Source organism: Chitinophagales bacterium, assembly GCA_016787225.1.
Lineage (GTDB): Bacteria > Bacteroidota > Bacteroidia > Chitinophagales > JADJOU01 > CHPMRC01.
In genome coordinates this window covers 1-21972 of the sequence record JAEUUY010000014.1, presented here as the reverse complement: position 1 = coordinate 21972, position 21972 = coordinate 1, and the positions used below count along the sequence as shown (strand labels likewise).

Annotated in this window: 16 protein-coding genes; 12 read left to right on the top strand and 4 right to left on the bottom strand. The window is 36.2% G+C overall.

Annotated features, from left to right (window positions below; all coding sequences use genetic code 11):
* Positions 1-116: 116 nt before the first annotated feature.
* The 5 genes from JNL75_04895 to JNL75_04875 all read left to right on the top strand — a co-directional run bounded on the left by JNL75_04895 (position 117) and on the right by JNL75_04875 (position 6533).
* The gene (locus JNL75_04895) at positions 117-1679 is read left to right on the top strand and encodes an ATP-binding cassette domain-containing protein (protein ID MBL7789153.1); all 1563 of its coding nucleotides are present in this window, start codon (positions 117-119) and stop codon (positions 1677-1679) included.
* Between the two features lie 2 nt (positions 1680-1681).
* Complete coding sequence (locus JNL75_04890) at positions 1682-3001, top strand: HlyD family efflux transporter periplasmic adaptor subunit (protein ID MBL7789152.1); 1320 nt, start codon at positions 1682-1684, stop codon at positions 2999-3001.
* Positions 2991-4412, top strand: coding sequence for a TolC family protein (locus tag JNL75_04885; protein ID MBL7789151.1), 1422 nt, complete (start codon positions 2991-2993; stop codon positions 4410-4412). The genes JNL75_04890 and JNL75_04885 overlap by 11 nt, the downstream gene beginning before the upstream one ends.
* 71 nt (positions 4413-4483) lie before the next feature.
* Entirely contained in the window at positions 4484-6253 is a 1770-nt protein-coding gene (locus JNL75_04880) for a family 20 glycosylhydrolase (GenBank protein ID MBL7789150.1), read from the top strand.
* Positions 6254-6299: 46 nt separating this feature from the next.
* Positions 6300-6533: a hypothetical protein gene (locus JNL75_04875; protein ID MBL7789149.1), complete on the top strand. Its 234-nt coding sequence runs from the start codon at positions 6300-6302 to the stop codon at positions 6531-6533.
* A gap of 1 nt (position 6534) precedes the next feature.
* On the opposite strand, the gene JNL75_04870 is transcribed toward JNL75_04875, so the two are convergent.
* The 4 genes from JNL75_04870 to JNL75_04855 are packed head-to-tail and all read right to left on the bottom strand — an operon-like array spanning position 6535 to position 9802.
* Positions 6535-7182 (bottom strand): hypothetical protein, encoded by a 648-nt coding sequence (locus JNL75_04870; protein ID MBL7789148.1) that lies wholly within the window; start codon positions 7180-7182, stop codon positions 6535-6537.
* Between the two features lie 56 nt (positions 7183-7238).
* The gene (locus JNL75_04865) at positions 7239-8372 is read right to left on the bottom strand and encodes a hypothetical protein (protein MBL7789147.1); all 1134 of its coding nucleotides are present in this window, start codon (positions 8370-8372) and stop codon (positions 7239-7241) included.
* A 36-nt stretch (positions 8373-8408) separates the two neighbouring features.
* Entirely contained in the window at positions 8409-9308 is a 900-nt protein-coding gene (locus tag JNL75_04860; GenBank protein MBL7789146.1) for a YegS/Rv2252/BmrU family lipid kinase, read from the bottom strand.
* Between the two features lie 5 nt (positions 9309-9313).
* Positions 9314-9802 carry a biotin/lipoyl-binding protein gene (locus JNL75_04855; protein MBL7789145.1) on the bottom strand — a complete coding sequence of 163 codons (489 nt, stop codon included), beginning with the start codon at positions 9800-9802 and terminating at the stop codon, positions 9314-9316.
* A gap of 217 nt (positions 9803-10019) precedes the next feature.
* Here JNL75_04855 and JNL75_04850 point away from each other — a divergent pair, with 217 nt between their 5' ends.
* The 7 genes from JNL75_04850 to JNL75_04820 all read left to right on the top strand — a co-directional run.
* On the top strand, positions 10020-11057 hold the full coding sequence (locus tag JNL75_04850; protein ID MBL7789144.1) for a Fic family protein: 1038 nt from the start codon (positions 10020-10022) through the stop codon (positions 11055-11057).
* Between the two features lie 120 nt (positions 11058-11177).
* A complete protein-coding gene (locus tag JNL75_04845) occupies positions 11178-12446 on the top strand; it encodes an amidohydrolase family protein (GenBank protein ID MBL7789143.1) in 1269 nt (422 codons plus the stop codon).
* A gap of 28 nt (positions 12447-12474) precedes the next feature.
* Positions 12475-12879, top strand: a complete 405-nt coding sequence (locus JNL75_04840) for a hypothetical protein (protein MBL7789142.1) — start codon at positions 12475-12477, stop codon at positions 12877-12879.
* Complete coding sequence (locus JNL75_04835) at positions 12879-13826, top strand: glycosyltransferase family 2 protein (protein MBL7789141.1); 948 nt, start codon at positions 12879-12881, stop codon at positions 13824-13826. The genes JNL75_04840 and JNL75_04835 overlap by 1 nt, the downstream gene beginning before the upstream one ends.
* Positions 13827-13828: 2 nt before the next feature.
* Complete coding sequence (locus tag JNL75_04830; protein MBL7789140.1) at positions 13829-14482, top strand: phosphopantothenoylcysteine decarboxylase; 654 nt, start codon at positions 13829-13831, stop codon at positions 14480-14482.
* A 6-nt stretch (positions 14483-14488) separates the two neighbouring features.
* Entirely contained in the window at positions 14489-15409 is a 921-nt protein-coding gene (locus tag JNL75_04825; GenBank protein ID MBL7789139.1) for a DUF4835 family protein, read from the top strand.
* Between the two features lie 101 nt (positions 15410-15510).
* Positions 15511-21972, top strand: a 6462-nt coding sequence (locus tag JNL75_04820; protein ID MBL7789138.1) for a hypothetical protein, incomplete at its 3' end; no start/stop codon positions are given.

Below are 21972 nucleotides of genomic sequence, written 5' to 3'. Positions count from 1 at the left end.
AATTAAAATTTAAGAATATCAGCACACTACAAACTTGGGGACGGGTTTTAAATCTCGCTAAAGAATACCGGAAAGAGATATCCGCTATCTATTCTTTTGCTATTCTTAGTGGAATTGTGCAGCTTTCCTTGCCTTTAGGTATTCAAGCAATCATTGGATTTAGCTTTGGTGCACAGCTAGTCGTGTCCATTTATGTCCTAATCATCTTGGTTATTATCGGTGTTTTTATTGTAGGAGTATTGAATCTCAATCTGTTGAAATTGATTGAAATTTTACAGCAAAAAATCTTCACTAAAAATTCCTTAGAAATCACAAAAACCTTGATTAGTATTGATCTGCAAGACAATAGCAAGTATTATCTGCCAGAAAAGGTCAATCGCTACTTTGAGATATTTGGCATTCAGAAAGGCTTGTCCAAATTATTATTGGATATCCCCTTGGCCTCTATTCAAATCATTATGGGCTTGATAGTATTGGCATTTTATGAGAGCAGCTTCATAATTTTTGGTATCTTCCTTATAGTGCTGCTTTGGCTTATTTTGAAATATACTTCCAATTTAGGCTTAGTTACATCGATTAAAGAAAGCGATGACAAGTATGCGCTTGCTTCCTGGCTCGAGGATATTGCCAGAGCAGTTCGCACTTTTAAATTTGCTCAGAATTCGGATTTACATATTAGAAAAACGGATGAACTCGCTGCGCAATACTTGATAGATAGAAACAAACACTTCAATATACTCGTAACGCAGTACAAAGCCTTAATTGGTTTCAAAGTACTTATTACGGCGGCTATGCTCGGGATAGGAACTTATTTGCTCATCGAGCAGAAAATCAATATTGGTGAGTTTATAGCCGCAGAAATTGTTATTCTAATGGTGATAGGTGCCACAGAGAAACTCATTTACCACCTCGATAGTTTATATGATGTCGCCACAGGATTGGCGAAAATCGAAAGTATTTATGAACAAGCAAAGGAAGATGAAAAATCACAAATATGGAAACCAGATAGCGATTCGGGCCCCTATTTTCAGTTTCATAATTTCAGTTTCAAATTTAAAGATAGTTCCCGGTATGTATTGGAGAAACTAAATTTCAAAATCAATAGCAATACGATAACCACTATTACAGGAAATGAAGGCGAAGGTAAAACCACCTTATTAAAAGTTTTAGCTTCGCTCTACAGACGCTACGAAGGAAGTTTGCAGATAGAGGACTTTGAAATTTCAGGCTATAATATCGAGTCTCTCAGACAGCATTCAGGTTTTTATTTCCGCAATCAAGAGATAATAACCGCAAGCCTTTTAGAAAATATTACACTGGGAAAAGAAGGCATAGAGGGTGAAGAAGTCATATCTCTTATTAAGGAACTAAATTTTCACTCGATTATTCAAGGTAATGCGCATGGGTTAAATACTATTTTAGAGCCTCTGGGTTCTAGGCTATCTACTAATATGGTCAAGAAAATTCTTCTACTACGAACCTTGATACACAAGCCGAAAATGCTCTTTATGGACGAACCATTCATAGGACTTTTCGATGGGGAGAAGAAGGCACTTTTGGACTACTTGGATAAGATTAAAAAATCTACAACGATAGTCATTATCGCAAACGATAAAGAAGTTATCCAGCGAAGCGATATGGTTCTTCATTTAGAAAATGGTAATGCAAGTATTCGATAGCGATGAGAGACTATAAAGAAAGATCATACAGCCACATATACAGCGAGAAGCGCGTTATGCGTTTTAGCTATTGGTTAAAGGGAAGTATTCTTGCCTTCATAGTTTTTCTATTTCTACCTTGGACTCAGAATATTCAGAGCAATGGTTTGGTGACGACCAGACTGCAAGAAAATCGTCCTCAGAATATTCAAACTCAGATAGGAGGTCGCATAGCACAATGGAAAGTGAAGGAGGGAGATTTTGTGCGCAAAGGAGATACGATATTAGTTTTGACAGAGGTGAAAGACAATTATCTCGACCCAAAACTAGTAGAGCGCACACGCGAACAGGCGAGTGCCAAGCGAGCGAGTATCGATTATTATAAAGGCAAAGCCAATGCGACTCAATACCAAATAGAAGCTATAGAGCGTGGTCGGAGTTTAAAAATTCAACAATTAAAAAACTATCGTATTCAGTTACAAAGTAAACTCAAAGCGGAACAAGCCGAATTGGTGGCCGCCACCAATGATTATAATCTAGCGCTAGACCAGCGTGACCGTCAGCGCAAGATGTTTCAGGAGGGTCTCGTATCACAGACTCAGCTGCAGCAGCGCGAGGTATCCTTTCAAAATGCCTTGGCTAAAAAGACTATTGTAGAAAATAAAATAGCCCAGACGCAGCAAGAAATCATCAACAATCAAGTAGAGCAGAATAGTACCGAACAAGAATACATGGAAAAAAAGCAAAAAGCGGAGGGTGATCGTTTGTCGTCATTGAGCGATGCCAATACTTCTCTGGCCGAGGCAGCCAAGCTGGAAAATCAAGTATCTAACTATGAAGTGCGCAGCGAACAGTATATCGTAAAAGCACCACAAGACGGACAGGTAGTGCAGGTAGCTCGTTCTGGTATCGGAGAAATCCTCAAGGAAGGTGAGGTCATAGGTCTCGTAGTGCCCGACAGAAATAGTGCTTATGCTGTAGAAGTATTTGTGCGTCCCGTAGATTTACCATTGATAGAAAAAGGACAGAAAGTTCGAATGATTTTTGATGGATTTCCTACCATCGTATTTACAGGATGGCCCAAAGGTAGTTATGGTACTTTTGGTGGTGAAATCGTTGCATTTGAAAATACAATTAGTGACAACGGGATGTTTAGAGTCTTGGTCGTGGAGGATAAAAAGGATGACCCATGGCCAAAACAAATCAAGGTGGGTTCGGGAGCTAAAAGTATAGTCCTGCTCAAGGAAGTTCCGATTTGGTATGAAGTATGGCGAAATATCAATGGCTTCCCACCTGATTATTACAAGATGAATAATAAAACACCAACGAAGGTTGAAAAATAAAAATCTTTTTTGTGTCGTTGCCTTATGGATTACCTGCCTTAGTTTACTGAGTCAAGAAAAAGCAACTAGTTTAAATCGCTTATCTCCAGATCAGGTTTTAACGATTATGCGAAAATTTCATCCTGTCATACGGCAAGCGAATATTCAAGTGGAAATCTCGGAAAATGACATTTTAGGAAGTCGTGGTAGTTTCGACCCAACTCTTTCGGGAAAAATGGGCGAGAAGAATCTCAAAAAAGAAGATTATTATCAGACCAAAGAATTGGGGATAGAAATACCTACATGGTATGGAATCGATTTTGAAGCTGGTATAGCCAATATGACGGGTCAGCGATTGGACAATGCAATCACTACCGGTAATTCGACTTTTGTAGGAGTGAATATTCCGCTACTGAAAAATCTCATCTATGATAAGAGAAGAGGCTATCTCGAGCAAGCAAAAATTATGAATAGACTATCCATACATGAGCAACGAAAGATGGTTAATGATGTGATGCTCGATGCTATGAAAGCTTATTGGGATTGGGTGCAGGCTTATGAGACCTTTAAAATTATGGACGAGCTCGTAGATAACAACCTGGCTCGATTGAAATTTGTACAACAAAGTATTGCCTATGGAGAGCGACCATCGATAGATTCGGTAGAAGCTAAAACACAACTTCTGAGTTTCCAGATAGAAAAAGAAAATCGATGGACCGATTTTTTAAACGCGGGTAACGAACTCTCTATCTATTTATGGAAAGAAAATGAAACGCCCTATAGCCTTCCACCTACAGTGATTCCAAATGAAAATTGGGATAAAAAGTTTCGATCGGCACAGCCCAATCTCAGCTATGAAGCCCTCATGAACGAAGGATCGTCTAATCACCCAGAGATAAAAATGTATGAAGAACAATTGAATTTCTACCGGGTTCAACGGCGAATGTATTTTCAGGATTTATTGCCAAAGTTAGATTTGAATTATAGAATGCTGAGCAATACAGGTCCTCAAAATTTTTCTGTCAATGAAGTACGACCTTTCACTGAAAACTATCAATACAGCCTCAAACTCGACATTCCGCTTCGCTTATCAGAAGGACGTGCCAACTATAAGTCAGCGAAATTGAAAATCAACTATGGTGAGTTGGCATTACAACAAAAAGTACAGAGCGTATCTCTGAAGATAAAAACCTATTTTAACAGTTATCTCAATTATGAAAAATTGAATCGACTACAATACGAAAACTATGAGAATTATTCGACTATGGTGAAAGCAGAAGAGACCAGATTTAAAAATGGAGAAAGCAACCTCTTCACCATCAATGCCCGCGAAATAAAAGCGCTCGAAGCACTCGAGAAAATGATTGAACTCAAGACCAAATACTTCAAATCTATCTATGAAGTGAAGTGGAGTGCGGGGGTTTTGAAGTAGTTAGTTGTCTGTGATTTTTTTTCAAAGAAAAGAAATTTCTCTAAATTTGCTTATACAAAATTTATAATCCCTTGAAAAGAAAGTTAATCATATTATTAGCATTTATAGTTAATATTAGTTTGTATTCTCAGCAATTCGGACTCGTGCCCAAGCCTTTTTCTACTAAGGTTATGGGACAGAAATTTACCATAAAGGGCACTCAATTTGTCGGCCATTGCCCTGATAGTTTTTTCAATATTCAGTATGTAAAAAAAATGATGAAATCAAATGATACGTCTACTAAGTTTACTAGAATAGACCTAGAGATAGATACAGCAGACGCGATAAGGGATAATTATAAAATGCGCCTTTTTAAAAATGACATCACGATAAAAGCTGGTAAAGTAGGAGCATTCTACGCACTTCAAGCTTTGAAAAAAATGGATGAGAATAAGACTTTGGCTGAAGGCGAAATTATGTCAGGAACGAGAGCTAAGTATCGAGGAATGCACTTAGATGTTTGTAGGCATTTTTTTACAGTAGAAGAGGTGAAAAAATATATCGACATGATGGCGCGTTATCAGTTTAATTACTTTCATTGGCATTTGACCGAAGATCAAGGGTGGCGAATTGAAATAAAAAAATACCCCAAACTCACAGAAATAGGCAGTAAGCGTAGTGGCACCTTGATAGGTCGCCAGACCAGTCCAGAAGGGGATGGAAATTATGACAATATTACCGTCAATGGGTATTATACTCAAGCACAAATCAAAGAGATTGTGGCTTATGCAAAGGAGAAATTTATAACAGTAGTGCCCGAGATAGATATGCCTGGTCACATGTTGGCGGCTATAGCATCCTATCCTCATCTGAGCTGCACTGGAAAACCTGTGGAGGTAGGAAAGCGATGGGGTGTATATGACGAAGTATTATGTCCATGTCAGGAATCTACTTATAAATTTGTAGAGGATGTGTTAGATGAAGTGATAGCTCTGTTTCCCTCTGAATATATACACATAGGTGGAGATGAAGTCGTCAAGACTACATGGAAGAATTCTCCTCAGTGTAAAACATTTATGAGAGACAATAAAATTCATGATGTAGAAGAGCTACAAAGTTATTTTATAAAAAGGGTGGAAAAGTATGTCAATAGTAAGGGCCGCAAAATCATAGGATGGGATGAAATCCTAGAAGGGGGATTAGCTCCTAATGCTACCGTGATGAGCTGGAGAGGAGAAGCGGGAGGTATAGCCGCAGCCAAGGCAAAACATAATGCCATTATGACACCTGGCAAGCCCTTGTACTTTGACCATGGATACAGTAAATCTAAAGATGAGCCCATCAATATTGGTGGAAAAAATACATTAGCTGATGTCTATAATTATAAATATAGCCCATTTACTTATTACGATACGAATTATAGATATATTTTAGGTGCACAAGGTAATGTATGGACAGAGTATATGAAGAATTGGCAGAAAGTTGAGTACATGGTCTATCCTCGTATGCAGGCTCTTAGTGAAATATTCTGGATACCGGATGATTCAAAAAATTTATATGAGTTTTATGAGCGATTGGGATTAGAATTAGAATGGATGGATAAGCAAGGTATAAACTATCGAATCCCGGAACCCATAGGATATAAAGATACCTTAGAAGTTAATCAAACGGTGGAGCTCAATCTTTGGCCAATTTGCAAGAAGCACACGGTTTATGCATACTTGGATGACAAACCTTTGAATATGTCAAATTTTATTACTACGATAGAACCTTCAAATAAGCCTCGCACTATTGTGGTAAGTGTGAGTAATGAAAATAGAACAAGTCTACCTTATACCATGTTTATTCCTGCTAAAAAATAAATTTCAATTCTTTCTATTTAAGTTAACTTCGATAAAAACTAATTTTATGAATGAATTGAAAAATAAACAACAAGTTCATAATGACGAGGATGCTCAAACGAAATCCAGAGTTGCAAATGGTTGGAGATTGATGGCTCTGGGCGGTTTTATTGGCTTTCTCGGCGGTGTATTTACAATGCTTGATTTTATTCCAGAAATGCGTGATTTATTATTGTATGGTCTAACTTCTATAGGGGTGACTGTTGCCTTTTATGGAACCTATCTCGTATTAGAAAGATAAATCATCTCTTTTCAGGAAGAATAAATATAGATTCTTCCACTATCATTGGTTCTATTTTTGATACAGCCATTATCCAGTTTCCCAGCAGGCTTTGCTGATGGATAATCATAGGAAAAGCCTTAGCTATTGCTGTCATATCTGACAGATAATTGTATTTGTGATTTTTCCAGAAACTAGGATTAGTTTTAAGCGCCATTGGGGAATAGAAAAAAGTTTTGGTATCCCATTTTGTATGAATTTCTTGAGCTACTAATTCATAACCCAATAGTTTCTTGGTTAAACTAGATTTGACTATTTTCTCTATTTTCTCTTCAACAAAGCTGGATGGCGTTATATAAAAAGAATCTTCTATTCTTTTAGACACTATAGTGAGGAGTTGATTTTTTGGGTTATAGTATTCTATTTTATCGGCATACTCCCAGCGATATTGATTTCCTTTGATATACAGCACAACTATAGACTTGCCCGCATTAGGCATATCCCTATAAAAATCTTCATCAGAGATAAGTGCTTTATTAGGATTGAGAATTTGATGAATATAGGTTACTTTCCCTTCAAAAAGTCCTGAAGTACTAGTTGAGTCTTGAGATTGTAATTGTGATTGCAGAATCGTCAATAAGAATAGAACGAGCAGTTTTAAACGTTGCATTTTTAGATTTTCTGATTGGACAGGTTTTTAAGCTAAAAAGTTAAACCATTAAAAAATTATTCACTTCCTATTTGTAATTGATAAATACCATAGGTTTTATACTTCTCGCCATTGACTACTTGCACACCCTTGTTCATACCTTCATTCGATTCAAGAATCCAGCTGGCTTCGGCATGTTTGATATTGAGCTGCATGCCATTTTTTATAATTTCATAATACAATACAGCATCGAGTCCCTTACCTCTGTATTCAGGGAGTATTCCTAAGAGTAAAACTCGAAGCCAATCCATTTTTCCTTTGTTGAATATCAGTTTGAGAAAATTGAATGGAAAAAGATTGCCGTTAAAGTCTTTGGTGATTTGATTGATGTCTCGCATAGCTAAGGCAAAAGCTATAACCTCTCCCTTTTCGTTGACGATCATAGGTGCTAGGCTAGGGTCGAGAATGAGTTTGAGTTCACTTGCCATCAGGTCGAGTTCTGGATCAGTCATGGGTACAAAACCCCAATTATTTTCCCAAGCTTTGTTGTAAATTTTTTTGATATTCTCAATTTCGACATTGAGCTTCTTAGGGTCAATAAAGCGAAGCGTGCATTTCGAGCGAGTGAGTGCTATATCTTTTACTCGCATAAATTTTTCATTTTTCAATACATCTTCTTCTTCAAATTTATAGGCAAACATGCGCATCTCCAATTTCATACCAAATTTCTCAAGAAGCTCGATATAATATGGAGGATTGTAGGTCATCATAATTTTTGGTGCATCATCAAAACCATCAATTAGCAATCCCGCTTCGTAGTTGGTAGAGGGATTGACAGGTCCATGGAGAAAGCTATTACCAGCTTGTATGTGATATTCTTTTACTTTATCAAATAAGGCATTCGCTACATTTTGGTCGTTAATACATTCAAAAAAACCAAAGAAGCCTATTTTACTTCCATGAAATTCATTGTACTTGTGATTGTCTATAGCAGCAATTCGCCCCACGGCTTTTCCATTCTGATATGCCATAAATGCTTGAATACTCCCTATTTTATAAAAAGGATGTTTTTTGACATTAAGTCTTTGATTGACATCCATACGGAGTGGTGCTACCCAATGCGGATAATCCTTGTATATTTGATAATCAAAATCGACAAAGGATTTTTTCTGACTTGAATTTGTTAAATCTATCTGTTTTATTTCTATCATATTAAAAGTGTCTTAGTTACAAATATAATCAAAATGTTATCCAACTGGCATTTTAACTATTTGAGGCAAAATAGCAATTTCTTTCGGCATAGGTATTTCTTCACCGTCCGCTTCACAATGCAAGGAGCTACTATCCAATATTGTGATGGTTTGCGCGCGTAAGGTAAGGGATGAAATGTAATTCAAATAACTACCATCTTTCAAGGTATGCATATAGCGCAGTAATTTCCACAAGCTTATTTTGCGAATGATATTTACCTCAAAAAAGCCATCATCTGTGATGGCCTCTGGGCATAGCTTCATTCCATTGCCTGCATATTTACCATTACCTACCGAGAGTTGGAAACAATCATAAATTTGTTCCTTGCCGTCTATAATCAAATGTATCATGTCCGATTGATAGCTAAAAAACGTATCAACCAATGCCAAATAATAACTAATTCCGCCAAGCCACTTGTAGCGATTCAACTTTTTAACCACTGCTGCACTGAAGCCTATACCTAGCATATTGATAAAATATTTTGTGTAGGCATCAAAGTTTAACTGACCTATGTCGATAGCTTTATAGCTTGATTTTAAGAGTGTGTCTAGAATTTCTCGCTTCGACTGAAAGTTAAAATTTCGGATATAATCATTGCCTGTGCCCTTGGGCAATACCGCTATTTTTATTTGTGAAATATCTGGCGCATGACGAAATAATTGATTCACTAAGTGGTGTAAACTTCCATCGCCACCAATAGTTACAAACTCTGTGATATGATTTTGTAGACCAAGTCTTACTACTTTTTCTAAATTTTGTAGGGAATTGGTTTTATAAAATGCTATTTCAATTTCATTTTCTTCTAATTTGTCGAAAACAAAAGCATCAAATTTGCTTTGGTCACTATGGTTTTTAGAAGCCAAATTGGCTATGAGCGCAATTTTACGAGTAGTCAAAACAGCTAATTGAACTCTATCAGCAATTGATTTTTTTCAACCGCTATTCCTTTGGCTGGGTGTATCTTTTTGATAGTTCCTTCACCAGTAGATTTGATGACATTTTCCATCTTCATAGCCTCGAGAATGAGCAGCTTATCGCCTGCTTGCACGCTATCACCTTCTTTCACGAACCAATCTACGACTAGACCCGGCATAGGCGCTTTTAATACGGTTAGTTTATTGGCAGAGCTGGTATCTATTCCCATTTTTTCCAGGAGTAAATCCATTTTGCTAGCATATTTAACTTGTGTAGCTATGCCATCTATCGTCAAGCTTATCGTGCGTGATTCTCTATCGATTTTAGATATCGATATTTCATGGCTCTTGTGATTGTGTAGTACACTATAGATTTGAGATTGTACTTCTTTTATGTCTAGATCATCTTTAAACTGAGCTATTTGCTCGTCAGAGAAAATCTTGGCTTCCTGCTGGGCTACTTGTATTTTTATCATAATTTATATATAGAAGAGTAAAAATAGTCAAATAGGCACAAATTAGGTGATTAGTTTGGATTTGCTATTATCTCAATCAATCATTAGAAACCACAACATGGCGACAATATGATTTAGTTGTGGGGTATGCTTTAAGCTCACTTTAATGTAAAATTAGGTGCAAATTTAGCCAAAAATGAGCTGTATTTGATATATTTGTGAGCTTCAAAATCTTAAAATGGAAGAAAGAGAACAAAAAATCATAGATATTGTTGAGCGAGCTGGTTCAAGTTCTTCGCAATTCATTTATGAACAAATCAAAATAGAATGCAGTTATGCAACTCTAAAAAGAGATTTGGCAAAACTTGTCAAAGAAAATTACATTTCAGTTACAGGGCGTGGCAAGGCTACTAAATATTCTCTATCACCGTTGTATTCCTTGCTGTCACCAATTGATGTAAACTCTTACTTTGCACTCGATGTGGACGAACGAAAAATAAAAAAGCATTTTAATTTTGGTGTAATAAGAGAGGTAATTTCTAGTTATTGTATTTTTAATAATGAAGAGTTGGAAAAATTAGCCAATTTGGAGGAAAAATTTAAAACTAATATTAAAGAGCTAACCACTTCAGAGTACAAAAAGGAATTTGAGAGATTGGCAATAGACCTAAGTTGGAAATCCTCTCAAATAGAAGGGAATACCTACTCTTTACTTGAAACAGAAAGACTTCTAATAGATAAGCAAACGGCAGCCGGTAAGACAAAAGAAGAGGCAATAATGCTCTTAAATCATAAGGATGCACTTGATTTCTTGCTGGAACAGCCCAACTATCTTGAAATTCTATCAATATCTAAGGTCGAAGATATACATCATATTTTGACGAAAGAGTTATCTATAGACCGAAACATTCGTAATAAACGAGTAGGTATATCTGGCACGAATTACAAGCCCTTGGACAATTTATTTCAAATTAAGGAAGCTCTAGATTTATCTTTTTGTGTTATAAATGGCAAAAATAATGTTTATGAAAAAGCCCTTTTAGCACTTGTATTAATTTCTTATATACAGCCTTTTATGGATGGAAATAAGCGGACAGCTAGAATAGTGAGTAATGCAATATTAATCAATGGAAAATATTGTCCAATGTCATATAGGACTGTGGATTCACTAGAATATAAAAAAGCAATGCTTCTTTTTTATGAGCAAAATAATCTATCTGCTATGAAGCAAATTTTTATTGATCAATATGAATTTGCAGTAAACTCATATTTTTAAAACCTTTATCTATGAGACTTTGATTGAATTTATTGGATAATTGACTTAAATAATAGAAACATTCGGGTCGTATTCAAATTTCAACGTCATTTATTCCTTTTCCCTTACCTTTGTTCTTTGATGAAATATATTGTCAAAAATGTCTTGATATTAGACAAAGGTTCCCCTTTTTACCAGAAGAAGTTAGATATTGAGATTGACAGAGGTCGTATCGTCCGAGCGGAGAAAAATCTAAATGCAGATAAAGGATATCAACTCATCGAAGGAAAGAAACTCGTACTTTCTCCTGCTTTTGTGGATATCAATGCGAGTTCTGGCGAGCCTTTTCGATTAGAATCGGAAACTTTGGATAGCTTTATAGAAACTGCGGTTCATGGAGGTTTTGGATTTGTGGCTCATATGCCTGGAGAGGGCAAATATACTCAGAGCAAATCAGATATTTCATTTCTAAAATCAAAAAATGCAGATAGCCTTTGTCAAGTATTGCCTATAGGCAACGTGACTAAAGCAGAAAATGAAACAGTCATATCATCAATGATGGATATGAAACAAGCAGGCGCAGTAGCTTTCTCAGATGGAAATGAGTCAACGCCTAGCCTTGGTGTATTGAAAAATGCTATGCTTTATTGCCAAGGATTTGGAGGCAAACTCATAATACACCCTGAGAAAAAGGTGTTGTCAAAAAAGGGTCAAGTAAATCAGGGATTGATGTCCCTCATGCTAGGCTATAAAGGCATTCCTAAGGAAGCAGAGTTTATGGCTGTAGCCGAGATTATTCAATTGGCACAATATACCGATGCCGAAATTTTAATTCTCAATGTGACAACTCCTGAAAGTTTGAAACTTATTACCGTTGCTAATAAAGAGAAGAAGCAGTTTTACACTACGATTTCTAGTACACATTTAGCTTTTAATGAGAGTTCGCTGAAAGACTATGATACCAATTTTAAACTAAATCCACCCTTGCGCTCTGCGAAAGACCAAAAAGCAATGCTGAAAGCAGCTATAGATGGCAAGATAGATATTATTTACTCACAGCATACACCGTGCACAGCAGAAGAAAAGGTACTAGAATTTGACTTGGCCTCTTATGGAGTTGTCAATCTTCAAACTTCTGTTTTGTCATGTCTGGAGTCTTTTGGAGAAGAGCATATCGAACGCTGCATAGAACTTATGTCCACCAATCCGGCACGCTATTTAGATATCGAACTACCTAAATTCGATGTAGGAGTAAATGGGTCATTCACGATACTAGATTTAAATTCAACTTATGAATTTAACACAAAATACAATAAGTCAAAAAGCAATAACTCATCAATGTTCGGCAAGAAATTTTCTTCTAAAGTCGTAGGATTAATTTCAAATGGCAGACAACAATTTTTCAATTAAATTATAGCATAATCCTAATAAGACATAAATGAAACCCTCTCTCATTGTAGGTATAGTTTTTGGGTTATTAACTGTTGGTATTAATATTGCCTTGGTTATGCCCTTGCCGGAAAAAACTCCTGGAATCATTTTAATATCGGGGCTATTGTTTTTCAATTCTATGTTTGCTGTTTTATTTACTAAGAGAGCTAATGGGTATTCTATTAGCTGGTCAGAAGGCTTCAAAGCTTCCATACAGGCTGGTATGATGCAGGGAATATTTTATTATATATCTGTGTTATTGATTCAGCTATACATAAAGCCTGGGTTTTTTCCTGAGTTAAATAACTGGAAACACTATTTATTATATTTTAATATCTATATCATAGCCTTTTCTGTTTTTAGTGCTATCTTTGGTGTGATAACGAGTGGCTTATTTCATAATAAAAAATAATGGATTTATCAGTAGTCATACCTTTATATAACGAAGACGAAAGTTTACCGGAATTAATTTCTTGGATAAAGTCTGTTGCAGATAAAATGAGTATTCAATACGAAGCAATACTCGTGGATGACGGTAGCAAGGATAATTCATGGGAAGTCATAGAAAAATTATCTGCTGAATACGGTTTCGTGCGAGGCATCAAATTTCAGAGAAATTATGGGAAAAGTGCAGCCCTGCATCAAGGATTTGCGGCAGCTAAAGGAAAGGTAGTTATCACGATGGATGCCGACTTACAAGATAGTCCTGATGAAATTCCGGAATTGTATCGTATGATAACGGAAGATAAATTGGATTTAGTGAGTGGTTGGAAACAAAAAAGACATGACCCGCTATCTAAAACTATTCCTACAAAGTTATATAACTGGGCAGCAAGGAAGATGAGTGGAGTTTATTTGCATGATTTTAATTGTGGATTGAAGGCCTATAATAGCAAGGTGATAAAGTCTATAGAGGTCTATGGTGAAATGCATCGCTATATTCCCATTATGGCTAAGCGTGCTGGGTTTGTCAAAATCAAAGAAAAAGTAGTACAACATCAAGCACGCAAGTATGGGGTTACTAAGTTTGGTTTGGAACGATTCATCTTTGGATTTCTTGATTTGATGTCTATTACGTTTGTTTCTAGATTTTCAAAAAGTCCAATGCATTTTTTTGGCACCATTGGTGTACTTATGTTTTTCATTGGATTACTTATGGCTGGATATCTTGGTTTCGAGAAATATTTGGCATTAGCCAATGGCCATACAGCTCCCTTGGTAACCAATAGCCCATTTTTTTACTTTGCTTTGACATTGATGATTATAGGCTCGCAGATGTTTTTAGCGGGATTTTTAGGAGAGTTAGTTTCGAGGTCTTCGGCAGATAGAAATCATTATTTAATAGAAAAAACAATTTAGGATTGAGTTCTTTGAATGCTGTCCGCTGTCTAGTTACTGCAGGACCTACCTATGAAGCTATTGACCCTGTGCGGTTTATTGGAAATAGATCCAGTGGTAAAATGGGAATAGCGATAGCCGAAGAGTTAGCGATAAGAGGAGCGGATGTCATATTAGTACTTGGACCATCTACTATCCCGGTTTCGGAAAAGGTTCGAAAAATCGTGCGAGTGGAATCGAGTGACGAAATGTATAAAGCAGTGCACAATGAATGGACGAATTGCACTATTGGGATTTTCGCTGCAGCGGTGGCTGATTATAAACCTAAAGAAGTATCTGAACATAAAATAAAAAAGAATACTAGTGAATTGACGTTAGAATTGGTTAAAACCAAAGATATTCTTCATTCGATAGGACAGATTAAAGAAGTAAATCAATTTTTAGTAGGTTTTGCATTAGAAACCAATGACGAAATAGAAAATGCAAAAAAGAAGATTGTAAAAAAGAACCTAGACCTCATTGTATTAAACACTTTGAATGATAAAGGTGCGGGCTTTCAACATGATACGAATAAAATTACCTGTATTGACAAAGAAAATAAAATCACTAGTTTTGAGTTAAAAAGCAAACAAGAGGTTGCAGTGGATATTGTAAATTATTTAGAAGCGAAGTTATAGTTAGCCATGAAATTTTTCATAAGTTGTATTCTTTCACTATGTAGCCTGAGTAGCATTGCTCAAGAATTAAACTGCAGGGTACAGGTTATCTTGAATGCGAATACAACCTCGATAAACAAAGCTGTATTTACCAATATGGAAAAAAGTATTTCAGAGTTTATGAATCTTCGTAAATGGACAGATGAAAACTATGCAGCACATCAGAAAATAAGTTGCTATTTGACCATCAATATCACAGATGCCGGCAAGGAGAATGCTTTTACTGCCGAATTCACTATTCAGTCAGAGCGGCCAGTTTTTAACAGTACCTATACCTCACCGCTGCTCAGGCATAAAGATCCTGCTATACCTTTTGAATATATCGAAAATCAACCTATAGATTATGCTGACAATAATTTTATTAGCAATCTTTCGGCAACATTAGCATTTTATGCCTATTATATTATAGCTACAGAGAATGAGACTTTTTCAAATAAGGGGGGTCAAGCCTTGCTAGAAAAATGTAATAATATCTGCAACATGGTGCCTGCTAACTTGAACGTGGCAGGCACACCCGCTAAAGGCTGGCAAGCGAGCCAGGCTATGGATATATCGGGGCAGCAGACACGTGTAGGCATTATTCTCGCTATGATAGGAAACTCTAATGATAAATTTCGCAATGCGGTATACAAATATCATATAGATGGTATAGATTTGCTGGAGAGCAATGCCAAACAAGCCTTAGACAATATAGAATTAAGTCTAAAAGATATCTACGACCTTCCTTCGAAACACTATATCCATAAACATTTTGTTTTAACCAAAGCCGATGAAATCGCCAATCTTTTCGCTAAAGAATCTGTGATTCGTAAGAAAAAAATAGCCGAAATGGTCTCCGGAATCGAGCCTAATATTAGCGGTAAAATCAATCAGGGTTTAGGGTTATAATGTTATATAACTTGTCTGAATTTCAGACATATTCCTTTAAATATTCGTAAACTTGCAGGTTAAACGGGCAAGAGGCTTGTAAGGCTGTGTCTATGTCAAGAATGAAAGGGCTACTTTTTTTCATTTTAACTTTCAATCTTTGGATTGTTAATGGGCAGACGTTATCCGTTGCCTATCAGCCAACGTCTCTAGGCACCTGTCTGAATGTTGACACCATTGTAGTAAATGTTACCAACTCGACTCTGGCAACACTGACCAATGTTAAACTTGTTCCCTCACTCAATGGATTTAATTACACTGGCTTGGTATCTACGGGTGGAGTGACTATAACCAATAGCAGTCATGCGAATCCAGAATTTACAATAGCTAGCATAGCGCCTGGTAATACCGTCAAAATAAAATACTTTATTCAACCAGGCTGTTTTTCAACATCTACAGCTATTTCTAATGTTCTTAGAAGTAGCACCAATGCTTTACTTGCAACTATCAATACAAGCATTATAAATGTAGTATTCCCTGCGGTTACTTTAACAGGAATATCTAACACATCTATCGCTAATCAGACTCCTGCAGGCTTTTTGCAAAACTTAACTACAGAAAAAAATGTGGTTAGAGGGTTTAATCTACAATCTACAAACTCAGTAGTGGGTCTAACGACTATAAAGGTTAGTGTCATCAACTCAAATAAACATTACAAACTTATAGGATTGAATCGAGGAACCTATACTCAGTCTAGTAATAACGATACATTTACATATACCTTCAGGGGATCTGATTTTACAGCAGTTGGTGATGGAGATACGATTCTGGAGTTTGGAGAAAACTTTAATTTTTATGATACCATGAAAGTGATAAGTTGTAATACCTCACTTCCTTCCAATTTAGGCTTAAAGTATTATGCGACTTATAGTTGTTTTGTTCCTTCGAATCAATTTTGCGCCAAAAGTACGGATCTTAACGCTATTGGCGAGGCGAAGGTTGTTAGTTATGCCTTAACTGTTTTGAATTTTTATTCTGGGAATGGTTTTAGCAATTTACTGGGAAGCAATAATAGATTCAGTTTCTGCAAACCTTTTGAAGTGAGGACTACCTATAAAAATACATCTAATGGTGGGGGCATTTCTGGTGTAGGGACATTATATGATTTAGATATTTTCCAATCATCAACAGTTTGGCCATTTGCAGCTACTAATGCCCTTAATGGCTTCACAAAAAACAATGATGGTACATTTCAGTATGAAATAGATTCCATAAAAATCAATGGAGTTAAAGTTTCTTTAAAGGATACCTTCAGCAATTCCAGTGGAACTATTTTTCATCCAGATACAGTAAATTACGGTAAGGTAAAAAAAGTAATTAAACTGACACCAACTACCTATACTGCTTCTACTGCCAATGGTCTTAAAGATTTGGATGGCGATGGAGAGGTTGATGATCTCGCTGAAGGTGATACTGTGCAGGTACAAGTTTTTTATAGAATGAATGGAAGAAAATACAGCTCTTTTACTAATTCTGAAAATTGGGAGTTAGATGAAAATAGACCAGTATTTGATTATCAACAAACGCATACATCTATTTATTATAGAAATATGTGCAAACAAAATGTATTGCCACGGACTCAATATAATTTCCTTTACAATTATCAGCACTTTAATTCTTTTGAAGTGGGTGGAGTTGAGGATTTTTATAGCGGCGGAGCTCAGCATACAATGTTTGTAAAGTTTTGGAATCAATTTAGTTTGCCCTATGGTTTTGCTGATACTCAAAAAATAATTATAAAAACGATACTTCCTCCTGGACTAAATTATGTTCCTGGTTCGGTTGGGAAAATGCATACACAAACACCAACGATTTCACAAATTAATAATCCTGGTGGCCATTGGTTGAATGCTGCACAGCAGGTAGAAATTGATGGAGTAGGAGATTATGATACTGTGTTATTTGTCTTTAATAATAGTACGTCAGAAAACAACACACTGCATACTTTACCTTTTAAGGTAACAATGGATTGCGCTACCTTATCTAATCCTTGTGCTGATGCCTATTCTACTATACCGTTGGTGCAGGACTCAATAAGGTCTTTATTTTACCTACAATGGAAGTCTTCCGGAGCTAATTGTTATGATGAGTTTTTGATGAAAGACGCTACACCAATTCGCAAACATTGTCCAGGAAGTAAAAAAGGTTTTAATATTAGGGACTTTCAAGTAAAAAGACAAACTATTGGTTTTTTACCAGATTATAGAAGGGTGAAAATATCTAGTATTCATCCATTTATAGATAGTATAGACTATGGACAAACTATCCCATATGATACTGTAAAATACACCATGCGGGGATATGTGCAGGATACTGCCTATAATTCCGGTCTTGCTTATTTGCATTTTAAAAATTTATATGACAATTTAGATACCATCAATCTTTTATCCAATTCCACCATTAAGATTTTCGACGTGAGCTCTGGTTCCAATTATACTTTTTTGATAAGAAATGCAAACTATGTAAGACCTTCAACAGGCAACGGAGACATAGTTATAAATTTGGGTGCATTTGTAGATAGCGTGCGAGCTGCAGGAAACACTAATTTTATGTTAGGGGGTTCAGTAGGTTCAAGTGCTTATCAACCAGATTCTTTTATCTTGGACTTAAATGGTGTGCTTACTCATAATACCCAAAAAGAACCTTATCTCAATACGCAGCGAGAGTTAAATCCATTAGGCGAATTGAAATCAGTTTCTACTCAAGTAAATCTTGACTGTGATATCTGGGGAAGACCATTAAAAGTTGTACAGCTATACCATGGGATACCAACAATAGATTATACTCCAAATGCCTCATTAGTAAGCGCTTGTGACCTTACAGGCTTGCATCTTTTTCGATGGTATTATTGGCAATTACCTACGCCAGACTATTTTCCATATGAGACTAGATTTTCGAATAGACTGATGGATACTATGAGTTTTATCTATAATCCTATTTATGTGGATTCAATTATAGGTCCTTATGTCAATTCATTCGTTTCATTCAATAGAAATCCTGCAGGTTTATCTAACTTTATAGATTCTAATTATTTTGCGAGAAATATAGGATTTGCTCAAACAAGTTTGCCTCAAAATCAGCGATTGATAGAAAGGTATACTAATCGTGTAGTATTTAGAATGGATAGCATATATCCAAAATTTACACCAACGTTTACTTCTGATGATTATCATCATTTTAATATTGGCTTGTATTTTCGTCCTACGTGTGCTTTGCCTTTAAATATACCTTATCAATCGAATAATAATACTGTAGGCTCATTCATGCCAAATTTGATTAGAGCAAGAGGTATATATTGGCATAATAGACAAATGCCAAGACTTTTTGATAGCACTTTAATAGCAGGTGGAGTTATCGGTACTTGGAATTCATATTCTGCAGCTGCTTCTAGTCCAAATCATAGTCTATCCGTCAATCCATCGAGTGCAAATATAGCACAGAAGGATACTGTAGAATGGACGGTAACTATAGGTAATGGCAGCACTACTGCTATGCCTCTCACTTGGTTAGATTTCAGGGCGAAAACGACTGCAGTAGTTAGAGTATTAGATTTAGCAACGAATTTAGATATTCCAATTTTGACATATTCTGTAGGTGTAAACGAACATAAATGGGCAAAAATTGGCAACCTTCCAGCAAATTCTTCTAGGCAATTTAAAATTTTCGCTAAAGTAAATGGTTGCAATAATGATACTATAGCTTTGCGAGAAGGATATAATTGTGCCAATTATCCTGTCAATCCGGAATTAGGTTATTTGACAGCTCCTAATAATTATTCATGCAATTTGCGAGAAAATTTTGCGTTGTTGCCGATTCAAGTAGTTCAAGGTCATATCCAACTAGATGGACATAGCTTAAAACCAACGAGTGGCAATTTCAATATTTGTGATACCATAGAGGTTGAGTATATATTATCTAATTTAGGAGATGTAAATTTAAGTGCGATTAATTTAATCGCAGAGATTCCTTTATTCAGCACCCTAAATTTAATAGCAGATTCATCAATGATTCGTTGGCCTTTGGCGGCTCCATATCAAAAATTGAATGTCACGCCTACGGTCGTTAGTAATAGTTATCATTTTAATTTAAGTTCAAAATTTAAAAACGGAGTTTTGTTAAATAGAAATTTTGCAGGAGATAGCAGCAAGGCTATGTTCAAAATGAAATTCTTGACGAACTGTCCATTTAGAACTGGAGCACAAATTTTATTTAAAGTAGAAGCTCTTCAAGCGTGTGGAACTATTGTTAAAGATTTAGGATTTGCTACGAATCAATTAAAAGTCAATGGGCTTCCTGCTGCACCTACTAATACCATGTTGCTTTTAGAACAAGGAGTAAAGGGATTTAATGTTTGCATTGATTCTGGCTATGTCGAATTTAAAATAAAACACACCAGTGGATCAAAATCTAATCGCAACCAATACATTCAGATTGAATTACCTAGAACGATTCAATGCGATACGAATAATGTAATTATTCAAAATTCAAACAAGTTAGTTGATAGCATACCACAAGTATATATAAAGGGGTCAACCAGAATTGCTGAATGGCAAATGGATAGCACCCTTGTGTTTGGAGATTCTATTAAAATTAAAATGAGAATTCTACCTGACAAGAAGATTTCCTGTAACAAAAAGGAGCAAATAAGAATTTCAGTTTTCGAAAAATTTAGTCTTACAGCGTCTTGCAGCGCAGGCGGATTATGTGAAGTAGAAATGATTCAAGATTTTAAATTTGATACAATTGAACTCTTAGGACCAAGTATAGAATTATCTAATTTAGTAGTAAATTCTGTGGCTAATCCACCATTTGGAGAAACTGTTAACTACTCTTTCAATGTAAAGAATTATGGTAGAAAGACGAATAATGTAGTGTTAAGATTATTAGGAGGCATGGGACTTGCCGATAGCTTGACTACATTGCCGAGTTTCACTTTAGATTCTGCTATAACATTGACAAGGGCTGGTAGTTTGAGCCTTCCTTATGGTAAGGTTTGTTCACTTAAAGTTCTAGTGGATTCCTTATCATGTAGTTGTCAAAGTTTTACATCGATCGCTACGCCATATGGGTTAAAATCTATATTAAAAGATACTTTAACTTGTAGTGGAGAATCGATTATGATAGGAAGGGATTCTCTAAATGGCTATGGCTATCTGTGGTCAAATAGTTCTACGGATGCTAAAAGATTGGTAAAAATAAATAACACGAGTACCTCTTTAATGTTGCTCGATACCAATATTTTGACTATAAATAGAGGGGGCTGTTCGATTTATGATACATTTATCCAGCGTATACACCCAATGGTGACGGTCAATGCGGGATTAGATACCTCTCGCTACTTGTGTGCTGGTGACAGCGTTCAGATCGGCACAACTAGCCTAGCTGGTTATACCTACTCATGGTCTCCTACTTCTGGTCTCAATTTTTCCAATATCGCCCAGCCTATTGCCAAACCTGTGAATTCTACTACTTATTTTCTTACGGTTACGAACACTGCCAATGGCTGTAGAAATTATGATACAGTAACAGTTAATGCAATAAGTAGCAACCTAGTGGCTTTCTCAAGAGATTATCTACGAACATGCAGAGGAGCTACGAATAAAAATATAGGACTTGGTACATCCAATTTAGGTGGTGTAGCACCATTTAATTACAGCTGGACACCCAGTATTCTCCTGAATAATACTACCATCGCTAACCCGAGTCTAAATCCTAGTGCAGGTGGCGACTATACCTATATTTTTCGGGTAACAGATAGTAAGGGCTGCACTGCCAGTGATACAACGAAAGTCATTATTGATACCTTGCCTCCTTACGCTGCTGGAACAGATACTTCTCTATGCCAAGGAAATCAAGCATTTATTGGAAAAATAAGTCAATCAAAAATTAACTACACCTGGAATCCATCTACATATTTAAATTCTTCTACTATTTCCAGACCTTTATTTTCAGGTATTGTAGCTGGTATTAACCCCTATATACTTACCGTTACGGATAGCTCTGGAGAGTGCAGTTTGAATGATACTATCGTTGTTTCAGTTAATCCCATCAAAAGAGATACCTTAAATCAAGCCATATGTAAAGGACAAGTCTATAATTTTAAGAGTACAAACCTTCAAACATCTGGTATTTATTGGGATACTTTAATGACGGTGAAGGGTTGCGACAGTTTTATCATATTAAATCTCTTAGTCAAAGACACCACTTCCAGAATGATCTTCGATACGATATGTTCTAATCAAGTAAGACCATTCAATGGAATCAATCGCACGACGACAGGAATCTATAAGGACACCTTAATCAACGCACAAGGTTGTGATAGTTTCTTGTATTTAAATCTATTCGTTAAGCCAACGAGCAGTTACACCTTCAATGCGAGTATTTGCAACAACAATCCATATAGCTTCAATGGGCAAAATCTGACGACCGCAGGTACATATTTCGACACCCTCATAAACTCTCAAGGTTGCGATAGTTTCCTTACCCTCAATCTATCGGTGAGCAATACGACTAGCCATACACTT

What these genes read in the sequence shown, in the direction of transcription:
- JNL75_04835 (MBL7789141.1), top strand. Translation starts at nt 12,879, where the DNA reads ATGGATTTATCAGTAGTCATACCTTTATATAACGAAGACGAAAGTTTA.
- JNL75_04825 (MBL7789139.1), top strand. Translation starts at nt 14,489, where the DNA reads ATGAAATTTTTCATAAGTTGTATTCTTTCACTATGTAGCCTGAGTAGC.
- JNL75_04850 (MBL7789144.1), top strand. Translation starts at nt 10,020, where the DNA reads ATGGAAGAAAGAGAACAAAAAATCATAGATATTGTTGAGCGAGCTGGT.
- JNL75_04875 (MBL7789149.1), top strand. Translation starts at nt 6,300, where the DNA reads ATGAATGAATTGAAAAATAAACAACAAGTTCATAATGACGAGGATGCT.
- JNL75_04870 (MBL7789148.1), bottom strand. Translation starts at nt 7,182, where the DNA reads ATGCAACGTTTAAAACTGCTCGTTCTATTCTTATTGACGATTCTGCAA.
- JNL75_04855 (MBL7789145.1), bottom strand. Translation starts at nt 9,802, where the DNA reads ATGATAAAAATACAAGTAGCCCAGCAGGAAGCCAAGATTTTCTCTGAC.
- JNL75_04845 (MBL7789143.1), top strand. Translation starts at nt 11,178, where the DNA reads ATGAAATATATTGTCAAAAATGTCTTGATATTAGACAAAGGTTCCCCT.
- JNL75_04890 (MBL7789152.1), top strand. Translation starts at nt 1,682, where the DNA reads ATGAGAGACTATAAAGAAAGATCATACAGCCACATATACAGCGAGAAG.
- JNL75_04865 (MBL7789147.1), bottom strand. Translation starts at nt 8,372, where the DNA reads ATGATAGAAATAAAACAGATAGATTTAACAAATTCAAGTCAGAAAAAA.
- JNL75_04840 (MBL7789142.1), top strand. Translation starts at nt 12,475, where the DNA reads ATGAAACCCTCTCTCATTGTAGGTATAGTTTTTGGGTTATTAACTGTT.